Raw genomic sequence first — 22,829 nt, 5'->3', positions numbered from 1 at the left:
TTGTGGGATGAGGATGTTGTTTAAGCAAAAGAAAATAAGCGTATGCCTTGGCATACTATTTGGCCCAACATTATCTGTTGTTGGTGCTCAGGCTCAAATTGCCCCACCGCCCGATTACGATCAGAAGTTGAAAAATGTCACTGTCAGTGCAACCCGTTCTGGGACACCTTTGGATGAGATTCCGCTAAACACGACGATTTTGACTAAGGAAATGCTGGAGATCTCACCGGATCAAACCATTGATCAGGTATTAAAGAATGTCCCAGGCATCATCTTGAATGACACACCCTATTATCAAAAGGATCCCACCGGACAAAGTATCAATGTCCGGGGACTCGGTAATGCCAGGACCTTAGTATTGATTGATGGCGTGCCAGCGAACGATGCTTTTTATGGAACTGTCCAATGGAACCTTGTCCCTATGTCATCGATTGATTCTGTCGAGTTTATTCGTGGGGGAGTTTCCAGTCTATGGGGTAACTACGGAATGGGTGGCGTGATTAATATCAAGACTAAAACACCAGTCAATAGTCAGCAAGAGGTCTCAGCAAGTTATGGTGCATTTGGCGCTGGCAATGTAGCCGCATCTAAGGATTTGATTGCCTCGGAAAATCTTCAGCTGAGATTCTCCGCTGATTATTTCAATACCGACGGCTATCAAAATATTGCGACGATTTCTCCAGCCGCATCCAATAGTATTAAGAATGGACAAGGCGATGCAGCCTCACACAACTCCAATGTCAGACTACAGGGTTATTTCAAAGCTACTGAAGACACCAATGGGTTCTTCCGCGTGGGGTATCACACCATGTCAAATCTCTCGTCAGGTTATGCCTTTGCTACAAATATTACTCAAGAGACTGACTTGGCTGGGGGTACAACCACTCGCTTAGACGATAAGTCAAAAGTAGATGTCAATTTCTTCTATGGGAATACAGGCTTTAATAAGCAAAATGGGTCAACTACTTCAGCTACAGGATCAAATCCAAAAAACTATCCTTATATCAATGCGAACTATAAAGACCCCTACAGCACTGTAGGCGCCTCTGCGCAATACACTCGAGAAGTAACCGGTTTAATTGATCAATATGTTGTGGGTGTAGATGCGCGCAATATCGCTGGTTCCATTCAAACCAATAACCTGAGTACTGCTGGGTCGGTTACTGCCGTTAACTATGGCAAAGGTCAACAAACATTTTATGGTTTATTGGGCCAAGTGAAATCAAAAGCAGAATCATTTCCCTTAGAAGCAACTTTGGCAGCCCGTTTGGATCAATGGAGTAGTCAAACGCCGACATCTTACAATGCTGGATTGTCAGGAATACCCTCGTATCAGAATGTTCCAAATCAGAGTAAAACTCAGGTAAGCCCTACTCTGGGTTTGTTATACAAGTTAAGCAAGGATTGGGATTTGCGCTCAGCGGCTTACCAGGCCTTTCATGCCCCTGGAATGAATAACACCTTAAGAAGTTATGGTTCTGGAACTGGATACTCTTTTGCAAATCCAAACTTAACTCCTGAAACAATGACGGGTTATGAAGTTGGTACAGACTACAGATGGAGGAGTGGTTTTGCACAATTAACTGCCTTTAACAATTACATTCAAAATGCGATTGTGAGTTATAAAATTCAGCCAAGCCAACAGGCCTTAGCGAATAGTTTGTGTGCAACCGTAGGAAACCCACTCGGCTGTTCAACTAATTCCAGTTATTACACTAATAATCAAAGTCTTCTCAGTCAGGGTATTGAACTTCAATTCCACCATGACATTAATTCTCAGTGGGCTACAGATGCAAACTACGCGTTTACAAGCACTAAATTAACATGGACAGCAACAACAGATCCGGTTGGCAAGCAAGTTGGTGGAGTTCCACAAAATATTTTGGGTGGCGGTCTGACTTATTTTCCAATTCCACAAGCCAGCTTGACTGCAACGGTTCGCTATATTGGAAGCTCATGGATGGACAATAGCAATACTCTGCCGGTTGCTGCGTATGCAGTAGTAGGTCTACGCGCTAACTATGAGTTGACTAAAAATGCCACTGTATATGCATCTGCAGTGAACTTATTTAATCGTCAATACATCACCTTTGGAACCGGGAGTAGCAATACTGGCTATGTCGTGGGTATGCCACAAGCAATTTCTGTGGGTGCACGTATCATCTTCTAATGACTAATACATCCTGTAGCCTCGTTCTCAAGATGCTCTTAATGAGTGCTTTGGGCCTAGTTGCGTTTGATTCTGTATTGGCTCAAATGAATCATTCGTCTCATATGGCTGGTGCTTCCGCAACAAAGCCAGCATCATGTGTTGGATTTGGTTTGGAATGCGCTAATGCTGCCACTCCTTTTTTGACTGGGGATGGCAAGCTATTGCTAGCATGGACTGCTAATGGAGTGGTATCTGTAGCTCAGTCATCCGATCTTGGGAAAACATTCTCATCTGAAGTCAAAATTGCTGAGCATGGCAAATCTTTAGACACGGGTGCTGATGCTCGCCCACAAATCTTAGTTAATCAACAGGGCAATGTATTTTTAGCGTACTCATTTTTTAAGGATGCTAACTGGAATGCACAAATCAATACCGCTAGATCTGTTGATGGCGGCAAAACCTTTACTGCCCCTGAATCATTGGTACGAGATGGGTCAAGTCAGCGCTTTCCTTCGGCATTAATCAGGCCGGATGGATCTGTCTTTATTTCCTGGATTGATAAGCGTTTAGTGGCTATGGCTAAGCAGGGTGGTGAGAAGCGTCTTGGCGGGTCAATTGCCTATGCTTTTTCAGGGGATGGTGGCAAGACTTTTCAGACCGAACGTATTGCTAATGACAGTAGTTGTGAATGTTGCCGCATTGGTGTGAGCCTAGATCCTAAGGGTCAGCCCGTGGTTGCCTATCGCGCTATTTTTCCTGGAGGCATTCGAGACCACGCTACGCAAGTCATTGCCAATGCAGGGGCTGAGTCAGTCCGCAGAGTGGCTGATGATGATTGGAAAACAGATGCTTGTCCTCATCAGGGTCCCTCCATTGCTATTTCAGGTACAGGCAAGTTTCATGTGGCTTGGTATACACAAGGTAGCAAACGTTCTGGGGTGTTTTATGCGAACTCGAGTAATCAAGGTTTAAGCTACTCAAAGCCAGTGCGTATAGGTTCAGAGGGGGCTAATGTATCTAGGCCATACTTGTTGGCATCAGGCAGTCAAGTCTGGCTAGTGTGGAAAGAGTTTGATGGTTCCTATTCAGCGATATATACAAAAGACTCCATGGATGACGGTAAGACCTGGAGTGCTCCCCGGTTGATTTCCAGAACAGCGGGATATAGCGATCATCCTTTATTGTTGAGCCATCATGAGGATGTCATGTTGTCTTGGCTTACACGGATCGATGGATATCAACTTATTAAAATTGGACAGAAGCAATGAAAAAGTATTTAATGATCTGCCTGATGCTGCTGTCAATAGCTGGTCCGGCATTAGCAGATACCTTCAACCTAAAGCCTTATCAAAGCGGTGATTGGGCTGGGGTTAAGAGCTCACTAGGTACGCCAGTAGCGATTCATTTTTGGGGTGTTACCTGTCCCGCTTGCGTTAAGGAAATGCCACAATGGGGTAGTTTTTTAAAGCGTCATCCAGGTGCCAAGGTAATCTTTATTCAGGTAGATGATGTTTCTCCTAATGCAATAAAAAAAATGCTGAGTAAAGCAGGGCTTGAGCGAGAAAATAATTACTATATTGCTTCAGCATTTGATGAGCGTGTGCGTTATGAAATCGATCCGAAATGGCAGGGTGAAACGCCAATCACTATTCTGATCGATCAGAATGGTAAGTCGTCCAGAAAGACTGGCTTAATTGATTTTCAGATGCTACAAAGTTTCTTAAGTAAGGGTACTTAAGTTGTCTAAGATGTCATTGTTAAAGAATAACCAGGGGAGTTTTAATATGAAATCAAATGTATTCGTTACCATCTGTGTGGCAATGGGTATCACCTTAAGCGGGTCTGTATTTGCGCAGAGCGCTTCTGTCAACGCAATCAAAATTGAGAACGCCTATACCCGCTCTACTGTTCCTGGCCAAATGGCTGCGGGCGGGTTTATGAAGATTGAAAACAAGGGTAGTAACGCCGACCAGTTGCTATCCGCTAGCTCACCAGTGGCTAGCGAAGTGCAATTGCATGAAATGGCAATGGAGGGCAATGTCATGAAAATGCGCCAAGTGAAAGATATTGCCGTGCCAGCAGGTGGCGCTGTTGAGTTAAAGCCCGGTGGTATGCATTTAATGTTCATGAACATTAAGGCTCCTTTGGCTGCTGGTGAGACTGTGCCACTCAAGCTCAAGTTTGCTAAAGCTGGTGAAGTGGAAGTGAAACTGCCTGTGAATGCCATGGGTGCTCACGGCGGGGCGATGAAGCACTAGGCTTTCTCCTGAGTCTGTAGTCTTTGGTATTAAAAAAGCCTCTAGGTCTTGCGACTAAGAGGCTTTTGTTTTAATGCCGCTGATTTAGTATTTCAAGCTTCAATCTAAATTGAGATCGGTTACCGCACCTTTACTAGCGCTGCTTGCAAGACGGGCATATTTCGCTAGCAAGCCGCGGGTGTAGCGTGGCTTAGGTTGTACCCAAGCGGCGCGACGCTTTGCGATTTCTTCATCACTCACGTTCAATTGAATCAGCAGCTTATGAGCATCGATTGTCACGGAGTCCCCTTCGTGAATCAATGCAATCACACCACCTACAAATGCCTCAGGTGCTACGTGACCAACCACCATACCCCAGGTGCCGCCAGAGAAGCGCCCATCGGTAATCAGACCGACTGTCTCGCCTAAACCTTGACCAACTAGGGCTGAGGTAGGAGCGAGCATCTCGCGCATGCCAGGACCGCCTTTGGGGCCTTCGTAACGAATGACCATCACATCACCATCTTTGATCTTTTGCGCCATGATGGCAGCCATGGCGTCATCCTCAGAATCAAATACACGGGCAGGGCCAGTAATCGATGGGTTCTTGAGACCAGTAATTTTCGCTACGCAACCTTCTGGGGAGATATTGCCTTTAAGGATAGCCAAGTGACCCTGCTTGTACATTGGATTATCTAAAGTGCGAATGACTTTTTGATCTGCACGCGGTGTAGATGGAACATCTTTTAGTACTTCAGCAATCGTTTTGCCGGTGATTGTCATGCAGTCGCCATGCAACAGTCCACCATCTAGCAAAATCTTCATCACTTGTGGAATACCACCAGCTTGGTGAAGATCGGTTGCTAAATACTGGCCGGAGGGTTTCATATCCGCAATGACGGGAACACGTTTACGAATGCGCTCAAAGTCATCAATCGTCCAATCAATTTCCGCGGCGCTGGTAATCGCTAGGTAATGCAATACGGCATTGGTAGAGCCACCAACCGCCATGATCACGCTGACCGCATTCTCAATAGATTTTTTGGTGATGATGTCGCGTGGACGTAAATTGTTTTTAATTGCCTCAACTAGAACCTTTGCTGACTCGTGCGCACTAGCCACTTTCTCGGCATCTACGTTGGACATGGTGGAGGAGTAGGGCAGGCTCATTCCTAGGGCTTCAAATGAAGAGCTCATCGTATTGGCTGTATACATACCGCCACAAGAGCCGCTACCTGGGCACGCATTTTGTTCAACACCCTTGAGATCTTCCTCGTTCAAACGTCCCGAGGTAAATTCACCAACGGCTTCAAAAGCGGAAACAATATTGAGATCCTTGCCTTTGTAATGACCTGGCTTAATGGTGCCACCATAAACATAAATACTCGGGACATTGGTGCGGGCCATTGCCATCATGCCGCCCGGCATATTTTTATCGCAACCACCAATCACGACTACGCCATCCTGCCATAAGCCGTTGACGCAAGTCTCAATGCTATCGGCAATGACTTCGCGGGAGACAAGGGAATACTTCATGCCCTCAGTGCCCATACCAATGCCATCAGAAACAGTTGGCACACCAAATACTTGCGATTTAGCACCAGCCTCTTCTAGGGCAATCACTGCTGCATCTGCTAGCTGCTGTAGCCCACTATTGCATGGAGTGATGGTGGAATGGCCATTTGCCACGCCGACCATGGGTTTGACGAAATCGTTCTCCTGATAGCCCATGGCGTAATACATTGAGCGATTGGGTGCGCGGGCAACCCCTTCGGTGACATTGCGTGAGCGTTCATTGAGGCGTTTCATGCTGATTTGGACTCCAGAGAATAATTTGTCGAAAACCTCTATTGTGCCGCGATAGAAGGGGAAATGCAGAGGTTTATAAGAAGCCTTTAGCTATTTATTGGTGCGCTGCAATAAGAATATGATTTGATTTAATTGAATCATTATTCCTTCTGTTAGCTTAAAAGCTAATATCCTTTCAAAAAAAACTGCATTACATTCTGTTTTTATTACCTTTTCCTTTAAATTCAATGTCTAAACTTGGTCACATCTACTTAATTGACGACGATGACTCGATGCGCGCCTCTTTGGGGAGGATGTTGAGAGAGGTGGGTTACATTGTTGAAGATTTTTCCTCGGCACAGACATTTATCGAAGATTCCTTGCCTGTAGCGCCGGCAGTCATTTTGTTAGATATGCAAATGCCAGATCAATCGGGATTGGATTTGCAAGAAACATTGCTGAAAATTGGGCGTAAGACTCCGATTGTGTTCATTAGTGGGCAGAGCCATCCCCATCAGATTGTGAAAAGCCTTAAACAGGGGGCTGTTGATTTCCTCTTCAAGCCATTCAATATTGAGGATTTATTAAAAGCGGTCGCCGATGCTTTGGAGTTGGATAGCCGTCAGCTCAAACGTATTTCCAAGGAAGTGGAGACGAAAAAGAGCTATGCCACATTGACTCCGAGGGAGAGGGAGGTATGCTTTTGGCTAGTCAAGGGCTTACTGAACAAGGATATTGCCGTCAAACTGGGGACAACGGATGCCACGATTAAGGTTCATAAATCTAGAGTCATGGATAAGATGAATGTAGAGTCAGTTCAAACGTTGGTTACAAAGTACCTTGAATCTGATCTTGAAAATATTCAAGATCATAGGCTGTTGAATTAATAGCAATAATAGTATGTTAGATTCTCAACAACGATTAATATTCTTATAAATAAGTTACTCCTGTGACCATCCACTCTAAGCCTCCCGAGATTCGTAAAGAAGCCTTTATCAAGGCTCGAGAGAGCCTTGGCCTAAGCACAAAAGTACTCGGCGGCATGGCCTGTCTATCGACTCGTCAAATTGAGCAAATTGAAAATGGTGGAACGAGTTCTTTTTATAGCGAACAGATTAAAGTCACCGCTGCCAAGAAGGTAGCAAGGCTCCTTAAGCTAAATGATGCGGATGCATTCGACGATAGCTCACAAGTGCCGCAAAAATTTAATGCAAGCCAAGAGGAGCTTCCGATTGCAGAGGCTAAGTTAATAAAGAATCCTCAGGATCTTCAGGTTGAAAAGATGTTGGCCAGTGAGGTAGATGTAGTTAAAGATGCCCTTGAAATCAAAGAGCGGGCGGAGGAGACTCAGTTACCCACGATGGTAATTGCAGAAGAAAAAAAAGAGCCTGTTACAAAAGTGCAAGCCAAAGAAGTGCCATTCACCAGAGCAGCAAGCAAGTCAAAATCCAGTTCGCAAAACACACTTTTTCTTTGGTTCAGCGTACTTGCCGCTGGGGTTTTTGCAGTTATTAATTTGCGACCTTTATTTTTCGCAGATAAGCCAGAGGAAATAATCCTCGTAAAAGAAGAAATCAATGAGCCTGCCCCACCGTCCGTAGCGACGCCAGTTGAGTCGCCCCCCGCAGTGGCGCCGGTAGAAGTAGCGCCGGTCTCAGTGGTTGCTGCAGGCACCTCTGGCGTTTGCCCTTCAGAGGAAGGGGGTACCAGCTTTAAGCCAGAGGCGGCTCGAAAACCAGCCAATGTGGTTTACGTACAGACTAAATCTCAGCAAGTTATTTGTGTAGTGGATGCTTCCGGTAAGACTCAAAATAAACTCCTTGAGCCGGGAGTGGGGATATCGTTTAATGGTAAGCCGCCGTTTAAGGTGCTGACAGATGGCTTGAGTCAGATGGATGTATTTTTCCAGGGGGTAAAAGTACGCCCGTCAAATCCCAACACTAAAACATTGATTTTGGAAGCTTCTGAGATAGCGGCTCCACCTACAGATCGGTCGGATTCTCAATTGCGCTAACCCTAAAAGGATTAGCGCATGGTGATGGCGGTTTTTATACCGCGGAGTCGTTAATCTCTCCAGTCCGAATACGAATGGCCTGCTCAATTGGGCTTACAAAAATCTTACCATCACCAATCTTGCCAGTATGAGCGGCTTTAGTAATTGCCTCAATGGCTGCTTCGACAAGGTCGTCAGGAATGACGACCTCTACTTTTACTTTCGGTAAAAAATCAACCACATACTCGGCGCCACGATAAAGTTCAGTGTGACCTTTTTGGCGACCAAAACCTTTTACTTCGGTGACAGTCAGCCCAGTAACACCTACTTCAGCGAGGGCTTCGCGAACTTCATCAAGTTTGAACGGCTTAATAATGGATGTGATTAGCTTCATATATTCCCCTTAATAAGGTAATCATACCTAGATCTCTTACCAAATGCCCTAAAACCCCCATTGGGGCTGCTTAGGCTCTAAATTGTGAAGTAATAGGATAGCGCCAGTCGCGCCCAAAAGCGCGAGTAGTTACCCGGACACCTGGAGGTGCCTGTCGGCGCTTATATTCATTGAGCTTTATGAGGCGGGTAACCTTTTCAACGCTTTCAGCATCAAAGCCGGCAGCAATGATTTGGGTGATGGACTGGTTTTGCTCTATGTAACGCTCAACGATGCCGTCCAATATTTCATAGGAAGGGAGGCTATCTTGATCAGTTTGATCAGGGCGCAATTCGGCGGAAGGGGCACGCGTCAGGATTCGCTCCGGAATAATGGGGGTAATGCTATTACGGTAGGCGCATAGGCGATAGACTAAAGTCTTAGCGATATCCTTAATGACGGCAAAACCACCAGCCATATCACCATATAAGGTGCAGTAGCCTACAGCCATCTCACTTTTATTGCCTGTAGTCAGAACCAGGCGACCCGTTTTATTAGAGAGCGCCATCAGCAGAGTGCCACGTACCCGTGCCTGAATATTCTCCTCCGTAGCATCTAGTTTCAAACCTTTAAATTGCTCTGCTAAAGATTTTTCTAAGGCGTCTACTGGTTCGCCAATCGGAATCTCATCGTATTGAACCTGAAGATTCTTCGCCATTTCTCTAGCATCAAGCCAAGAAATTTCAGCGGTATAGCGAGAGGCCATCATGACAGTTCGCACACGATCGGCACCTAGGGCATCCACGGCAACAGCTAGTACTAATGCAGAGTCAATACCTCCAGAGAGGCCAATAATGACTCCGGGAAAGTGATTCTTTTGAACATAGTCCCGCACACCTAAAACTAGCGCTTGATAAGCCTGGGCTTCTACGCTTAAGGTTGCCACTAGAGATCCTTGTTCTAGATCGGCAGATGCATTGACATTAACCAAGCCAAGAGCGGTTTCAAATTGAGGCATCGTCATAACTACTTTGCCTGCACTATTCAGTGCAAAAGATCCACCATCAAAAACGAGTTCATCTTGACCGCCAACGGCATTGACATACACCAAAGGCATCTTCGTTAGTGCAATATGCTTGCGCAGAACTTCAATGCGTAAAGTTTCTTTTTGGAGATGATAGGGGGATGCGTTGAGAACCAATAACACTTGTGCTCCAGCAGCATGAGCTTGTTTAGCAGGGGCTGTATGCCAGGCATCTTCGCAGAGAATAAGTCCATATTGGATGCCGGCATTTTCAAATACACAGGCTTCATTACCTGCTGTGAAATACCGCACTTCATCAAATACTTCGTGATTAGGCAATTCTTGTTTTGCGTAGCCAGCAATGACTTTTCCATCGCGCAGAACAGACGCGTAGTTTTGTAAACCGCTGGTCGTTCTTTTGGGATGGCCAACAATAACAATCAGACCAGGGAATTTCTGGAGCGCTAGCATTAAAGAGCTCAGCTCACGCTCTGCAGCCTCAATAAAAGCAGGGCGTAAGAGTAGATCTTCTGGTGGGTATCCAGTGAGTGAAAGCTCTGGTGTTAGTAGTAGATTTGCGCCTTGTGCATAAGCATCGGCCGCAGCTTGAGAGATGAGACGGGCATTACCAGGCAAATCACCTAACAGAGGGTTCATTTGCGCCAAGGCGATTGTTTGCGAGCTCACTCCCAATGATTGCTCCAATAGTTGCTTAATTATTTTTGTGACTGAGCGTAGCCTTCGATGCCACTCAAAATTTCCTGATGGGCACCGGCAACACCTGTCCAGCCTTTTACTTTGACCCACTTCCCTTTTTCAAGATCTTTGTAGTGTTCGAAGAAGTGCTGGATTTGGTTCAAGAGTAGTTCGTTGACATCCTCAGGTTTTTGTAAATGCTTATAGATCGACAAAATCTTGTCTTCTGGAACAGCCAACAACTTCGCATCCTGTCCGCCTTCATCTTCCATCTCTAACATGCCAATAGCGCGACAGCTAATGACTGAGCCTGGAACCAGAGCGAATGGAGTAATGACGAGAACATCAACAGGATCGCCGTCACCAGCAATCGTACGCGGAATGTAACCGTAGTTGCATGGATAGTGCATTGCTGTACCCATAAAGCGATCGACGAACAAACAACCACTGTCTTTATCAACCTCGTATTTCACTGGATCCGCATTCATGGGGATCTCAATAATGACATTGAAGATTTCTGGGATTTTTTTCCCGGGGCTGACCTTGTCGTAACTCATGAATACTCCAGTTGATGATGAATAATTGCCTCAATATTAGCAAAGAGGTGAGGGTATGCCTAGTTTAAAGCCTTGCCGTCAAATTAAAAACGCCTAGCGATAGGGCTAGGCGTTTTCTTTCGAGCCTTGGTTAATGACGCGTTAATTACTCTAAAGTCTCCAAGTAACGTTGGGCATCTAAGGCAGCCATACAGCCAGTGCCTGCACTCGTGATAGCTTGACGATAAATATGGTCTTGTACATCACCTGATGCAAATACGCCGGGGATATTAGTAGCAGTAGCATTGCCCTCTAAGCCAGAGTGGGTTTTGATGTAGCCATTATTCATATCCAGCTGACCAATAAATAACTCCGTATTCGGTTTGTGACCAATTGCAATAAAGGCGCCTGTCACAGCAAGATCTTCGGTGCTGCCGTCTGCTTTCTTAATACGAACCCCAGTGACGCCCTTTTCATCTCCGAGTACTTCATCCAGAGTGGAATTTAATTTCAGCTCCACTTTGCCTTCAGCTACTTTGGCCATAAGGCGATCAATGAGGATAGGCTCCGAACGGAATTTATCGCGACGATGGATTACGGTTACTTTCTTGGCAATACCAGTGAGGTAGAGCGCCTCTTCAACGGCAGTGTTACCACCGCCTACTACGCAGACGTCTTGATTGCGATAGAAAAAACCATCACAAGTCGCACATCCTGATACACCGCGACCCATGAATGCCTCTTCGCTGGGTAAACCAAGGTACATAGCAGATGCACCTGTAGAAATAATTAGGGCGTCACAAGTGTAGGTTCCCGAGTCACCCACTAAGCGGATTGGTTTTTCTGTGAGGGCGGCAGTATGAATATGGTCAAAAATGATGTCGGTATTAAAGCGTTCAGCATGCTTTAAAAAACGATCCATGAGCTCTGGCCCTTGGACGCCATCGGGATCTGCTGGCCAGTTTTCTACATCTGTCGTGGTCATTAATTGGCCGCCTTGTGCCAAGCCAGTAATGAGTGTTGGGCTGAGGTTAGCGCGGGCTGCATATACTGCAGCTGTGTATCCGGCAGGGCCTGAACCTAGAATAAGGACTTTTGAGTGTTTGGGGGTATTTGTAGTCATAACCAAATTATAGGTTTGCTTGTTTACAATCGGTAGAACATGGCTAGAACTGCATACCCGAAGTCAAAAACCCCCTTAAGCCCCAAGCCCCCCGACAATCAAGGGCAGGGTAGGATGCCCCGACTTCTGCTGGAGGCCCGCTGGTTTATCTCTTGTGGCCTTTGCTTGGGATTATTGGCTATTTTGCTGACCTACTCCAAAGCCGATCCTGCTTGGTCCCATGCCAGTTTTGAGGCCCCTAAGAATCTAGGAGGCCGTTTTGGCGCTTATTTCGCGGATCTATTGCTTTATATATTTGGTATTTCAGCATTTTGGTGGGTTGTGCTCTTTGGTCGCCGTGTTTTAACTGGTTGGCGTGAGCTTTGGAGCATTCCTCTGTCTCCAGACCCAGAAGCTAAGCCAGACTCTTTGTTAATGCGCTGGCTGGGCTTTGGACTGACTCTATTCAGTAGCATGGGGTTGGAGTCTCTTCGCTTACATTCCTTGACCTGGGACCTTCCAAGGCCTCCTGGCGGTATTTTGGGGGAGCTTATAGGTGACCCACTCCAAATGACGCTTGGCTTTACTGGCTCCACCCTGGTTTTGTTATTTACCCTTTTTGCCGGGCTTTCATTATTTCTTCATTTTTCTTGGTTAAATGTCGCGGAAAAAGTAGGGCGTTCCCTCGAGCTGGCCTACAACCGTCTCCGTGAGCGCCGCGATAGTGAAGAAGACCGCAAGCTAGGTGAGGTTGCTGCTGAAGAGCGCGAAGAGTTTGTAGAAGAGTTCCGTGGGCGTGTAGAAATTGCAAAGCCTGTGCAGATTGTGCGTGCCCCAGTAGAAATTCCTAAAAGTGCTCGAGTGGAGCGCGAGAAGCAACAACCGCTCTTTGTGGATATTCCGGATTCAGAATTGCCCCCATTGGCATTGCTTGATCCTGTGCCTGAGATAAAAGAAACGATTTCAGCCGATGTGCTGGAATTTACTTCTCGCTTAATTGAGCGCAAGTTAGCCGAGTTCAATGTGGAGGTGAAGGTTATTGCCGCCTATCCAGGACCAGTAGTGACCCGTTATGAAATTGATCCTGCGGTCGGCGTCAAGGGTAGTCAGATTGTGAACCTCTCACGCGACTTGGCACGCTCCCTTGGCGTAGTCAGTATGCGTGTCGTCGAAACCATCCCCGGCAAAACCTGCATGGCTTTGGAATTGCCAAATCCAACCCGTCAATCCGTTTATCTCTCTGAGATTTTGAGCTCGCAAGTCTATAACGATAGCCATTCCATCTTGACTCTGTCTTTGGGTAAAGATATTTCTGGTAGCCCCATCGTTGCGGACTTAGCGAAGATGCCGCACTGCTTGGTTGCTGGTACTACAGGCGCTGGAAAGTCAGTTGGTATTAATGCCATGATTCTGTCGATCCTCTTTAAGGCCAAACCAGATGAAGTGCGTTTGATCATGATTGATCCGAAGATGTTAGAAATGGCGATGTACGACAAGATCCCACATCTCTTGTGCCCCGTTGTGACGGACATGAAGCAAGCGTATAACGCTTTGAATTGGGCTGTGAATGAAATGGAGCGCCGCTACAAACTGATGAGTAAGTTTGGTGTGCGTAACCTAGCTGGATTTAATAAGAAAATTTTAGAGGCTGAAGAAAAAGGGGAAAAGCTTACTAACCCCTTTAGCTTGACTCCGGATGATCCAGAGCCCATTTATAAAGCACCCGTCATTGTGATCGTAATCGATGAGTTGGCTGACTTGATGATGGTTTCTGGCAAGAAGATTGAAGAATTGATTGCTCGTATTGCACAGAAGGCTCGTGCTGCTGGTATTCACTTGGTGTTAGCAACCCAACGCCCGAGCGTGGATGTGATTACTGGTTTGATTAAGGCTAACGTTCCAACTCGTATTTCTTTCCAGGTGAGCAGCAAAATCGACAGCCGGACAATTCTCGACCAACAGGGAGCGGAGGCGCTCCTCGGTATGGGCGATATGCTTTACATGGCCCCAGGCACTGGTTTGCCAGTCCGCGTTCATGGTGCCTTTGTATCTGATGATGAAGTCCATCGTGTTGTCGAGTGGTTGAAAGAAAAAGGCGAAGCCAATTACATTGACGGCGTGCTCGAAGGCGCTGATGAATCCACTATGGATGCGCTGACTGGTGAGGGTGGTGGTGAAGCTGACCCTTTATACGATCAGGCAGTAGCGATTGTGCTTGAAAATAAGCGCCCATCAATTTCTTTAGTACAGCGGCATTTGCGGATTGGTTACAACCGCGCAGCACGCTTGCTTGAAGATATGGAGAAAGCAGGACTCGTTTCCAAAATGGGCAATGGCGGTAATCGTGAAATCCTTCATCGCTCTTCCGAATAAGGTCAACACCTTGAACAGATTTGTATCGTTACTTGCTTCCGCCATCTTAGGTCTTACCCCCTTTTTCTTTTCGAGCCTTGTATTAGCAGAGGGTGAGAGCGGCGCAGAGCAGTTACGGCAATTTGTACGGAACTCCAAAACTGCCGAGGGTGAATTTATACAGCAGCAGTTGCGCGCTGCTAAGGCCAATGAGCCCCAAGACAAAGGTTTAAAGGTGGTTCGTCAAACTCAGGGTCAGTTTGTGTTTCAAAGGCCGGGACGTTTTATCTGGGATACCCAAAAACCCTATGAGCAAAAACTGATTGCTGATGGCAAGCAACTCATCCTATGGGATAAGGATTTAAACCAGGCGACCTTCAGGCCTGCGGGTCAAGTCTTAGCTAGCACCCCTGCTGCCATTTTGTTTGGTGAAACCTCACTAGATCAAAGCTTCGACCTGGTTGAGGGTGAAGATCGCCTAGGGATGAAATGGGTTGCTTTAAGTCCCAAGAAAAATCCCAACGCAAAAGGGGGTAATGACTTGCCCTATACCAAGATCTCTGTTGGTATGGTGAATGGCCTGCCGAAAGCACTAGAGCTGATTGATGGCCTGGGAAGTGTTGTTCTAGTGACTTTGGATAAGATTGTGCTCAACGTCAATTTACCTGCTAACCGCTTCACTTTTACGCCCCCCGCTGGTGCTGAAGTCTTACGCTTAAACTAAAAACTGAATCTAAAAGACCGAGCAATTTATGATTGATCCCCAACTACTTCGCAAAGATATCGCAGCCGTTGCTGCGCGTTTAGCCACTCGCAAATTCCAACTAGATGTTGAGAAATTCAACACCTTAGAAGCCGAGCGTAAATTACTGCAGACTCGCACCGAAGAGTTGCAGGCAAAACGCAATCAATTGGCCAAAGCTATTGGTATGAAAAAAGGCAAGGGCGAGGATGCGACAGCTGAGATGGCTGAAGCCAGTCAAATTAATATTGACATGGAATCGGGCTCAGCAAGACTATCTATTCTCCAAATGGAGATTGCTGATTTCTTGATGGATATTCCAAATCTGCCTGATGAAGCAGTGCCTGTTGGTAAGGACGAGAATGATAATAAAGAAGTGAAGACTTGGGGAACGATCCCAGAGTTTGCATTCCCGGTAAAAGACCATGTCGATTTGGGTGCACCCTTGGGCCTTGACTTTGAATCTGCTGCCAAGATAAGTGGCTCCCGCTTTGCTGTTCTCAAAGGACCTATCGCGAGATTGCACCGTGCCTTAGCGCAATTCATGATCGATCTACATACCAATCAGCATGGTTACGAAGAGCTCTATGTTCCTTTGATGGTGAATGCAGCATCCATGAGGGGTACCGGTCAGTTACCTAAGTTTGAAGAAGATTTGTTTAAAGTCCCTCGTCAGATGGGTGGTGAAGATGGGGCAGGCGAAGCAAAAATTGAAAACTTTTATCTCATTCCCACAGCTGAAGTACCAGTAACGAATTTGGTGCGTGATACTATTACAGCAGCCGAAGAACTGCCGCTCAAGTTTGTAGCGCATACACCCTGTTTCCGATCTGAAGCTGGAAGTTATGGGCGCGATGTACGTGGCATGATTCGTCAGCACCAGTTTGAAAAAGTAGAGCTGGTACAAATTTCAAAGCCTGAAGAGTCAATGCAATTGCTGGAAGTATTAACTTCCCATGCTGAAAAGATTTTGGAGTTACTCGAATTGCCATATAGAAAAGTATTGCTCTGTACTGGTGATATGGGCTTTGGTAGTAGCAAAACGTATGACCTTGAGGTCTGGATTCCATCGCAAAATGCTTACCGTGAGATTAGCTCATGCTCTAATATGGGCGACTTTCAGGCAAGACGGATGCAGGCTAGATTTAAAGTCGGGCAAGGAAAGCCTGAGTTGGTTCACACCCTCAATGGCTCTGGTCTCGCAGTCGGTAGAACCGGAGTGGCTATCTTAGAAAACTTCCAGCAGGCTGATGGCAGCATCGCCATTCCAAAAGTATTGCAACCATACATGGCTGGCCTGGAAGTAATTAAGCCATCCTAATCAGACGTCTAACAAACTAAACAGTATCCCAAAGCTATAATTGCCCCTTCGGTCCGGAGAGGTGGCAGAGTGGTCGAATGTACCTGACTCGAAAATAGTAAAAGCCACTTATTCCGATACATTCCCTAAAGTAGCGTTATGTTGATTTAGTCAATGTTTATAAGGGTTTGCAGCCAACTCACAAGTTGAGTTCAACTTTTTCTCATTCCTTGCTATTTCGATATTTTCCTGTAATGTGAGTACAAAGTGCTTACAAAAAAGGGGATATGAACGAACGCCTGACACCAAAAAGAGAACGCCTGACACCAGCAAGAGTTTCTGCTTACATGAGTTCTGGAAAACGCTTACAAGAATTTTTTTGGGATACTGACACATCGGGTTTTGGTGTGCGAGTCACCAAGAAAACCAAGCTCAATCTGAGGGGTAGCAAAGCCTTTATCTTCCAAGGACGATTTAACGGCGAGTCCATTCGGATGACGATTGGCGATACCAAGGTATGGACATTAGATAGCGCCAGAATCAAAGCCCGTAGCTACCAGACTCAAATTGATGATGGCAAAGACCCAAGAGAAGTAAAGGCACAAGTGATTGCGGCTGATGTTGCCGTGAAAGAGGCGCGGGTAACGGCAAAAATAGAAAAGGAGCGCGAACATAGGCTTACATTGCGGGCTTTATGTACCGTGTACTCGGACGGGCTTAAGGCAGCGGGCAAGCTAAAGGCAAGCTCAGATTCATTTAGCGCCTTTACTTGCCATGTCTTTACCAGCAAGTTTGCTGATGTTCCTGCCAAGCAAATTATTAGTGAAGATATTGCAGACATTATTCGCAAAGTGTTTGAGGCTGGTAAAAAGCGCACTGCTGACATTACACGCAGTTATTTATCGGCTGCTTATAACGCAGCGATGAAGGCAAAGTTTGATGCTCAAGCCCCTGCTGCGTTCATACCTTTCAAAATTACCAGTAATCCAGTAACGATCATTCCTAAGATTCGTAATAAAAAGACAAATCGCCATCTATCTAAGCAAGAGCTAAAAATGTATCTCATGGCTTTGACCGATAGCCCAGTCGATACTTTACTCAAAATCCACATGATGTCGGGCGCGCAGCGTATTGCCCAGTTATCCCGTATTACTGAACAGGACTATCAATCTGAAATAGGTGCAATTAAATTGCTAGATCCAAAAGGGCGGCGCTTAGAGCCTAGAGAACATCTTGTGCCTTTAGCGCCGAAGAGTTTAGGTTTGCTGCAAGATATGCCTAAGGGTGAAAAACATTATTTTTATTCAAATGCGCGCGAGGCTGGTGCAAGAGTGTCCCAGATCAGTAAATCAATGGGTGAGAACACATTTGATATACGAGATTTGCGGCGCACTTGTGAAACGATGTTGGCTCAAATGGGTATAAGTAAAGATTTACGCGGTCAGCTATTAAGCCACGGCATTCATGGTGTGCAAGATCAGGTCTACAACATGTATGAGTATCTGCCTGAAAAGCTCGATGTTTTGAAGCGCTGGGAGTCCAAGCTGGAAGATATATTGGCAGCTTAGGCATTCCTATATAGGAATAAGAAGTAATTTTCATAATCTGAAATTTTTGCCACTTTGAAAGTGGATATTTATTTTCTCTTGCCACTTTTGAAGTGGCAGTTTTTTATCAAACTCATAGTCCAATGGTATAGCTAGAAGATATAGCTTTACATCGAAATATGGACAGGGGAATAAATCATTATGGAATTACCAGAGGTAGTAATTACAGAAGAGTTTGCTAAGGCTGTGCATAATTCCCCTCAAACTGTACGCAAAAATTATTGTGAGAAAGGGCATTGCTACGGCATTGTGCCTATCAAAGTTGGGGGTCGATTACTGTGGAGAGTTTCTGATATTGCCAAGCTGCTAGAGAATGGTGAGGCTGCTTTATTGGAGCTTATAAATGATGAGTCCCGCACTCAAAAAGCCACAGCCTAAGGGGTCAATATGAATCCCCCAATAAAAAAATCTGGCTCTCCAAAGCCAGACCTTTTCAAAACAAATTCAATTCCGATCATACGCTGCCAAGGTTTTATCTGCAAGGTGGGAATATGAACACAGTCCAGACAAACGAAGAATGGCAAGAGGGCTTTGGCGAGACCGTACCTGAAGAAGAAAGTAGGGCTAGAGGTAGAACTATTAACTTCAAAGCTGGTAGTCAACATATTGAGCCATTACTCTCCCATCAAAAATCTAAGATTCCCCAAATCTTAAAAGAGATTCCAGACCCATTCGAAGGATTAATGAATATGAAAGTGACCGAGAATAAGGTTAAAGAAATTCAAGATGCAAAATTTATTTATCTAAAACTTTTTGTTGCAGGACACTTGATTGCCATTATTGGAAAAGCTGGCTCTGGTAAAACTGCTTTTCTGACCTATATTGCAGCGTTATTGGCGGGAGTGGGCTATCAAGTCATCTATGTCAATGCTGACGCATCAGCCAGCGACATTAAAGACTATGCAGCACATGCGAAAGATCACGGCTATACGCTTTTAAACCCAGATATAACTGGGCATACCAACGATCAGGTAGTTGAATATCTAAAACAGATGTCACTTATCGATAAAGACTATTCCAATGTTGTGCTGGTTCTCGATACGCTCAAGAAGTTCACCGATTTGATGGCAAAAAACAAAGGGAAGACTTTTTATTCAATCCTGCGTGCCTTGACTGCCAAGGGAATGACTGTAATTTGTCTGGGGCATTGCAATAAATACGATGGTCTTGATGGTTTGCCCATCTATGAAGGTACTGGCGATCTGAGAAATGACTTTGATGAGCTAATTTACCTTATCCCCATTAAGAATCCAGATGGTTCGATAACGGTGTCAACTCATATTGATAAGTCTCGTGCGCAACTGGAGGAACTCACCTTTGTGATTGACTCAGATCGTGGCGTAACGGTGCAGCCAAGGCACATTGATACTCTGGCGCTATCTAAGCATAAGAAATACCTACAAGAGGATGCTGACGAGATCTCATTCATATTGGATAACATCAGAATTCTCAGTAAATCCTCCAATGATTTATTTGAAATCTCTAAAACTCAAGAGAGAGGGTTTGCTCGCAGACGATTGGATGGAGTTTTAAAACGCCATTGCTCATCATTTTCGGTAGATCCACTATGGCTATCAATTGCTCAGCCCAAACATGGGTTTCGATACGGCTTGATTGCGGATGAATATAAAAACCAATTAGCCAATCAGCGAAGGGGGGTCTAAAAGTGGTTTCTTTGGTATCTATGACTATTACAGCGAGAGCTAAAGAGAATCAAGTAGCAAGAAAGGGTGAGCAGCTTGGAACAACTAAGCAGAATTCTGCGGAGTTATCCTCAGCTTCCGCAGATTTCTGCGGAAGCCTCCCCAATCGATTCTATTAAGCAGAAATCTGCGGAACAGATTGATACCCGCTTAAAACTAGCCAAGATAGCTGGCATAGCACACGATACCAACCATAGATTCCATACTTACCATTAATAACAAAATAACCATATTTACCGTTTTAAGTACCCCTTATATACCTTCACTTTAGGATCAACACCATGAAAGCACTAACAAACCCATCACCAGAAGCAATGCTCCATATAGACAATGAGATTTTGATGGACAACTTGAATCAACTCTTTAACAAAATTGCATTTTTAAAGACTGAAGCTTATTCTCCGAGCGCAGTTATTAAGTGTGCTGATGAAATGCGATCGCATCTTGAAAATGTTTGCCGTTGTTTGTCTTCGAAGCAGACTATTGAACATAAGATTTATGTTGGTCAGATTGCAACGCAAGAGATAATTGCAAAAGGCTGGCAAGAGACTGCCGAATATGCCGCAACAACATTAAAAAAATGTGTTGCTAATTCATAGGATCAGCGGAAAATAGAGTTATTGGTTTGTGTACTTCCTGAGTGATTCTTGCAGTACACAATCAAAATCCCGACACAGCTCGGAAGAAGAAAACCCAGAACAGAGTGAGTCTGTCGAAGAGTAGCCTTAGAGCAAATTTATTAACTCTTTGGAGCATTCCATGACACACGACCTATTAGCCCTTGTTCAAAAGGGCAATGAAGATATAACCAATTTTGTATCTGACTTTGGCGACCGCTTAAATACGCTTGAAGCAGATCAAACTAAATCAAACCGCCCTAACTTTACGGGTGGCAGCAATAACAATACCGAGTGGCGCGATGCCTTCGATACCCTAAAGGGCAATGACTTTAATGGCAGGGTAGCCTTATCGCGTAAAGCGATTGTGTCGGACTCTGGACTTAGTGTGCCAGCGATGATGAATCCGATTGCCATGACGGCAACGACAGGGTGGTCATTTATTGAGCAGTACCTACCAACCCGCATTGTTGATGCCCCCTCTGTGGTGGTAAACAAGATTGGTTCAACTGATACTGCTGGGGTTCAAGCAGCGCAAGGTGATGCCAAGAAGCTCTTAGCCATTAGCACCTCATCTTCGACAGTAGAGCTGCTAACTTATGCCTGTTATGCCAAGATCTCAACGCAAGCATTGCAGGACATTCCTGATTTGCAAAGTATCGTGAACAATGTGCTGAATCTCAGATTAAGAAAAACGATCGATGATGCTATCTGGACTATGGCTAATACTGCTGGTAACAATACAGCGTATGTCAGCGCCAGTACTACGGTGGCAGACAACCTTGTAGGTGCAGCAGCGCAGTTAGCTTTATATGGACTCTCAGGGACATTCTTTCTTAATCCCCAAGATTACGCAACTCTCGCCCTGACAAAGGCTAGCACTAGCGGAGTCTGGTTAGGAATGCCTCAGATGTATGGCATCACGATTGCCCAAGCCTCGTCCATCCCATCTGGGAAGTTCTTATTAACGACATTAGATGGCGTTGGCGTCTCATTGGCTGAGAGATCACAAGCAATGCTGATCCTCGGACTTGATGGCGAAGATCTGACTCGTAACCTTCGTACTGTTCTATTAGAGAAGCGAGTAGTCCCATTTACTACTGATGCAGGAAGAGTGCTAATCGGTGATTTGGTTTCGGTTTAAGTTGTTGACATGTCGTCCCAGCCAGCGGTGGGTGATCCTTTGAAAAACTCTGGCAGTTTGAACAGTCCTAATTAGATTGGGTCATTCAGTATCTTTCTGGGGGTGCATACAGGAATCTCATCGTTAATACCTTTCGGTGAGCCTCCCGTACCCTAGGGGGCTTTCAATCCCTATGGGATTACTGAGCTAAACCGCGCGTAAGGCACGACACACACAATGTCAATTTTTGAATTTTCAAAATAGAGGTTTATATGGCTGGCAGAACTCCCAAACCCACAATGTTAAAACTCCTTCAGGGGACTAATCGCGCTGACAGAGCCAACCCAGCCGAACCTAAGCCTCATGGTGACTTAGTTGAGCCGCCAGCATACTTTGGTGAAGAAGAGAGGCAAGTCTGGGGCTATGCGATGACGCACGCTCCTAAGGGTTTATTGAAAATGATAGATTCTAGCCACATGGAAGTCTGGGTGAACGCTTTAGTGGCTTACCGCATTGCTGGTGTAGAAGTTAAAAACTCTGGGCAGACAATCAGCGCCGCCAACGGTGCAACTGTGATCAATCCCGCCATGTCAATTCAGAATCGCCAAGCCATCTTAATGATGAGGGCTGCAACAGATATGGGATTCACTCCAAGTTCACGCTCTCGGATCGTGCTAATTGAAGAAACCCCACTAGATAACCCTTTTGCGAAGTTTAAAGTGGACTATTAGGGTAAAAAGCAGGGTTTGCTGGGTTTAATCAATGACCGCTATCGGCCTTGAATTCAACTGATCGATGCAACACACTACTAACTGCGTAAGCAAAAGGAGTGTTGCTCATGAAACAAAGACCTCGAATCTATTACACAGCCACTCAGAAGGCTTTAATGTGGGAGCGCTGGCAAAAAGGCGATAACCTTCATCAGATAGCGCAGTTATTTGATCGGGGCCACTCTTCTATCCAGCGTATTTTGGCCGAAAGTGGTGGCATCAAACCACTAGAGCGATCTCGATCAGCTCTATCGCTGACTTTGGCTGAGCGAGAAGAGATCTCCCGCGGTCTAGCAACGGGACAATCCCTTCGTTCTATCGCACAGCTTTTAGGCAGATCGCCTTCTACGGTTAGTCGGGAGGTTAAGCGTAATGGTGGCGCCAAAGACTACCGATCAGCTGGGGCAGATAGCTCAGCTTGGGATCGAGCACTTCGTCCTAAGACTTGTAAACTGGTCTTGAACAAGCCCTTGGCAAGTATCGTGACAGATAAGCTGCAGCTCTTGCAGTGGTCGCCACAACAGATTGCCGGATGGTTAAAGCAAACGTATCCAGATGATGAAAGCTATCAGGTGTCACACGAGACAATTTATCGCAGCCTCTTTATCCAAGCCCGTGGAGCCTTGAAGAAAGAGCTCGTGGCACATTTACGCCGTACCCGCATCATGCGTCGTTCGCGGCATCACACACTTAAAGATCAAGCTCTGGGTAGTA

General features: G+C 45.6%; 21 protein-coding genes. 16 read left to right on the top strand and 5 right to left on the bottom strand.

The genetic code is table 11. From position 1 onward, the window contains the following. Positions 1-13 precede the first annotated feature (13 nt). Genes ICN15_RS04795 through ICN15_RS04780 form a run of 4 tightly spaced genes read left to right on the top strand, consistent with a single transcriptional unit; the run spans position 14 to position 4,410 of the window. Positions 14-2,170: a TonB-dependent receptor gene (locus tag ICN15_RS04795; protein ID WP_216201570.1), complete on the top strand. Its 2,157-nt coding sequence runs from the start codon at positions 14-16 to the stop codon at positions 2,168-2,170. Further along, positions 2,170-3,420 carry a sialidase family protein gene (locus tag ICN15_RS04790; RefSeq protein ID WP_216201569.1) on the top strand — a complete coding sequence of 417 codons (1,251 nt, stop codon included), beginning with the start codon at positions 2,170-2,172 and terminating at the stop codon, positions 3,418-3,420. Before ICN15_RS04795 ends, ICN15_RS04790 begins: the two co-directional genes overlap by 1 nt. After that, positions 3,417-3,890, top strand: a complete 474-nt coding sequence (locus ICN15_RS04785; RefSeq protein WP_216201568.1) for a TlpA disulfide reductase family protein — start codon at positions 3,417-3,419, stop codon at positions 3,888-3,890. The genes ICN15_RS04790 and ICN15_RS04785 overlap by 4 nt, the downstream gene beginning before the upstream one ends. Positions 3,891-3,936: 46 nt before the next feature. Then, complete coding sequence (locus ICN15_RS04780) at positions 3,937-4,410, top strand: copper chaperone PCu(A)C (protein WP_216201567.1); 474 nt, start codon at positions 3,937-3,939, stop codon at positions 4,408-4,410. A 99-nt stretch (positions 4,411-4,509) separates the two neighbouring features. On the opposite strand, the gene ilvD is transcribed toward ICN15_RS04780, so the two are convergent. Then, positions 4,510-6,198: a dihydroxy-acid dehydratase gene (gene ilvD, locus ICN15_RS04775; protein WP_216201566.1), complete on the bottom strand. Its 1,689-nt coding sequence runs from the start codon at positions 6,196-6,198 to the stop codon at positions 4,510-4,512. A 227-nt stretch (positions 6,199-6,425) separates the two neighbouring features. On the opposite strand from ilvD, the gene ICN15_RS04770 reads away from it, so the two are divergent. Together ICN15_RS04770 and ICN15_RS04765 are read left to right on the top strand one after the other, a co-directional pair. Next, entirely contained in the window at positions 6,426-7,064 is a 639-nt protein-coding gene (locus ICN15_RS04770; RefSeq protein WP_216201565.1) for a response regulator transcription factor, read from the top strand. Between the two features lie 62 nt (positions 7,065-7,126). Beyond that, positions 7,127-8,191 carry a helix-turn-helix domain-containing protein gene (locus ICN15_RS04765; protein ID WP_216201564.1) on the top strand — a complete coding sequence of 355 codons (1,065 nt, stop codon included), beginning with the start codon at positions 7,127-7,129 and terminating at the stop codon, positions 8,189-8,191. Between the two features lie 34 nt (positions 8,192-8,225). Here the strand turns inward: ICN15_RS04765 and ICN15_RS04760 are convergent, their stop codons facing one another. The 4 genes from ICN15_RS04760 to trxB form a co-directional block, all read right to left on the bottom strand. Continuing rightward, positions 8,226-8,564, bottom strand: a complete 339-nt coding sequence (locus ICN15_RS04760) for a P-II family nitrogen regulator (RefSeq protein ID WP_216201563.1) — start codon at positions 8,562-8,564, stop codon at positions 8,226-8,228. A 70-nt stretch (positions 8,565-8,634) separates the two neighbouring features. Next, complete coding sequence (locus tag ICN15_RS04755) at positions 8,635-10,254, bottom strand: NAD+ synthase (RefSeq protein ID WP_216201562.1); 1,620 nt, start codon at positions 10,252-10,254, stop codon at positions 8,635-8,637. Between the two features lie 29 nt (positions 10,255-10,283). Continuing rightward, a complete protein-coding gene (ppa, locus tag ICN15_RS04750; RefSeq protein WP_216201561.1) occupies positions 10,284-10,820 on the bottom strand; it encodes an inorganic diphosphatase in 537 nt (178 codons plus the stop codon). Positions 10,821-10,965: 145 nt separating this feature from the next. Beyond that, entirely contained in the window at positions 10,966-11,922 is a 957-nt protein-coding gene (gene trxB, locus ICN15_RS04745) for a thioredoxin-disulfide reductase (protein ID WP_216201560.1), read from the bottom strand. A gap of 114 nt (positions 11,923-12,036) precedes the next feature. Between trxB and ICN15_RS04740 the strand changes: the two genes are divergently transcribed. The 10 genes from ICN15_RS04740 to ICN15_RS04695 form a co-directional block, all read left to right on the top strand. Further along, positions 12,037-14,274, top strand: a complete 2,238-nt coding sequence (locus ICN15_RS04740; protein WP_370625418.1) for a DNA translocase FtsK — start codon at positions 12,037-12,039, stop codon at positions 14,272-14,274. Then, entirely contained in the window at positions 14,246-14,977 is a 732-nt protein-coding gene (locus ICN15_RS04735; RefSeq protein WP_370625417.1) for an outer membrane lipoprotein carrier protein LolA, read from the top strand. The genes ICN15_RS04740 and ICN15_RS04735 overlap by 29 nt, the downstream gene beginning before the upstream one ends. 28 nt (positions 14,978-15,005) lie before the next feature. Further along, positions 15,006-16,316: a serine--tRNA ligase gene (serS, locus tag ICN15_RS04730; RefSeq protein ID WP_216201558.1), complete on the top strand. Its 1,311-nt coding sequence runs from the start codon at positions 15,006-15,008 to the stop codon at positions 16,314-16,316. 266 nt (positions 16,317-16,582) lie between these two features. Beyond that, on the top strand, positions 16,583-17,863 hold the full coding sequence (locus ICN15_RS04725) for an integrase family protein (protein ID WP_216201557.1): 1,281 nt from the start codon (positions 16,583-16,585) through the stop codon (positions 17,861-17,863). Between the two features lie 180 nt (positions 17,864-18,043). After that, positions 18,044-18,280, top strand: coding sequence for a helix-turn-helix domain-containing protein (locus tag ICN15_RS04720; protein ID WP_216201556.1), 237 nt, complete (start codon positions 18,044-18,046; stop codon positions 18,278-18,280). A gap of 113 nt (positions 18,281-18,393) precedes the next feature. After that, on the top strand, positions 18,394-19,566 hold the full coding sequence (locus ICN15_RS04715; protein WP_216201555.1) for an ATP-binding protein: 1,173 nt from the start codon (positions 18,394-18,396) through the stop codon (positions 19,564-19,566). 320 nt (positions 19,567-19,886) lie between these two features. Further along, a complete protein-coding gene (locus ICN15_RS04710; RefSeq protein WP_216201554.1) occupies positions 19,887-20,204 on the top strand; it encodes a hypothetical protein in 318 nt (105 codons plus the stop codon). A gap of 160 nt (positions 20,205-20,364) precedes the next feature. After that, positions 20,365-21,366 (top strand): phage major capsid protein, encoded by a 1,002-nt coding sequence (locus ICN15_RS04705; RefSeq protein ID WP_216201553.1) that lies wholly within the window; start codon positions 20,365-20,367, stop codon positions 21,364-21,366. Between the two features lie 278 nt (positions 21,367-21,644). Continuing rightward, on the top strand, positions 21,645-22,076 hold the full coding sequence (locus tag ICN15_RS04700; protein ID WP_216201552.1) for a phage terminase small subunit P27 family: 432 nt from the start codon (positions 21,645-21,647) through the stop codon (positions 22,074-22,076). A 107-nt stretch (positions 22,077-22,183) separates the two neighbouring features. Beyond that, a partial coding sequence (locus tag ICN15_RS04695; RefSeq protein ID WP_216201551.1) for a helix-turn-helix domain-containing protein occupies positions 22,184-22,829 on the top strand: 646 nt, incomplete at its 3' end.

Origin of the sequence: Polynucleobacter sp. CS-Odin-A6 (assembly GCF_018882095.1) — a bacterium.
GTDB lineage: Bacteria > Pseudomonadota > Gammaproteobacteria > Burkholderiales > Burkholderiaceae > Polynucleobacter.
This window is presented reverse-complemented; position numbering and strand designations above follow the sequence as displayed.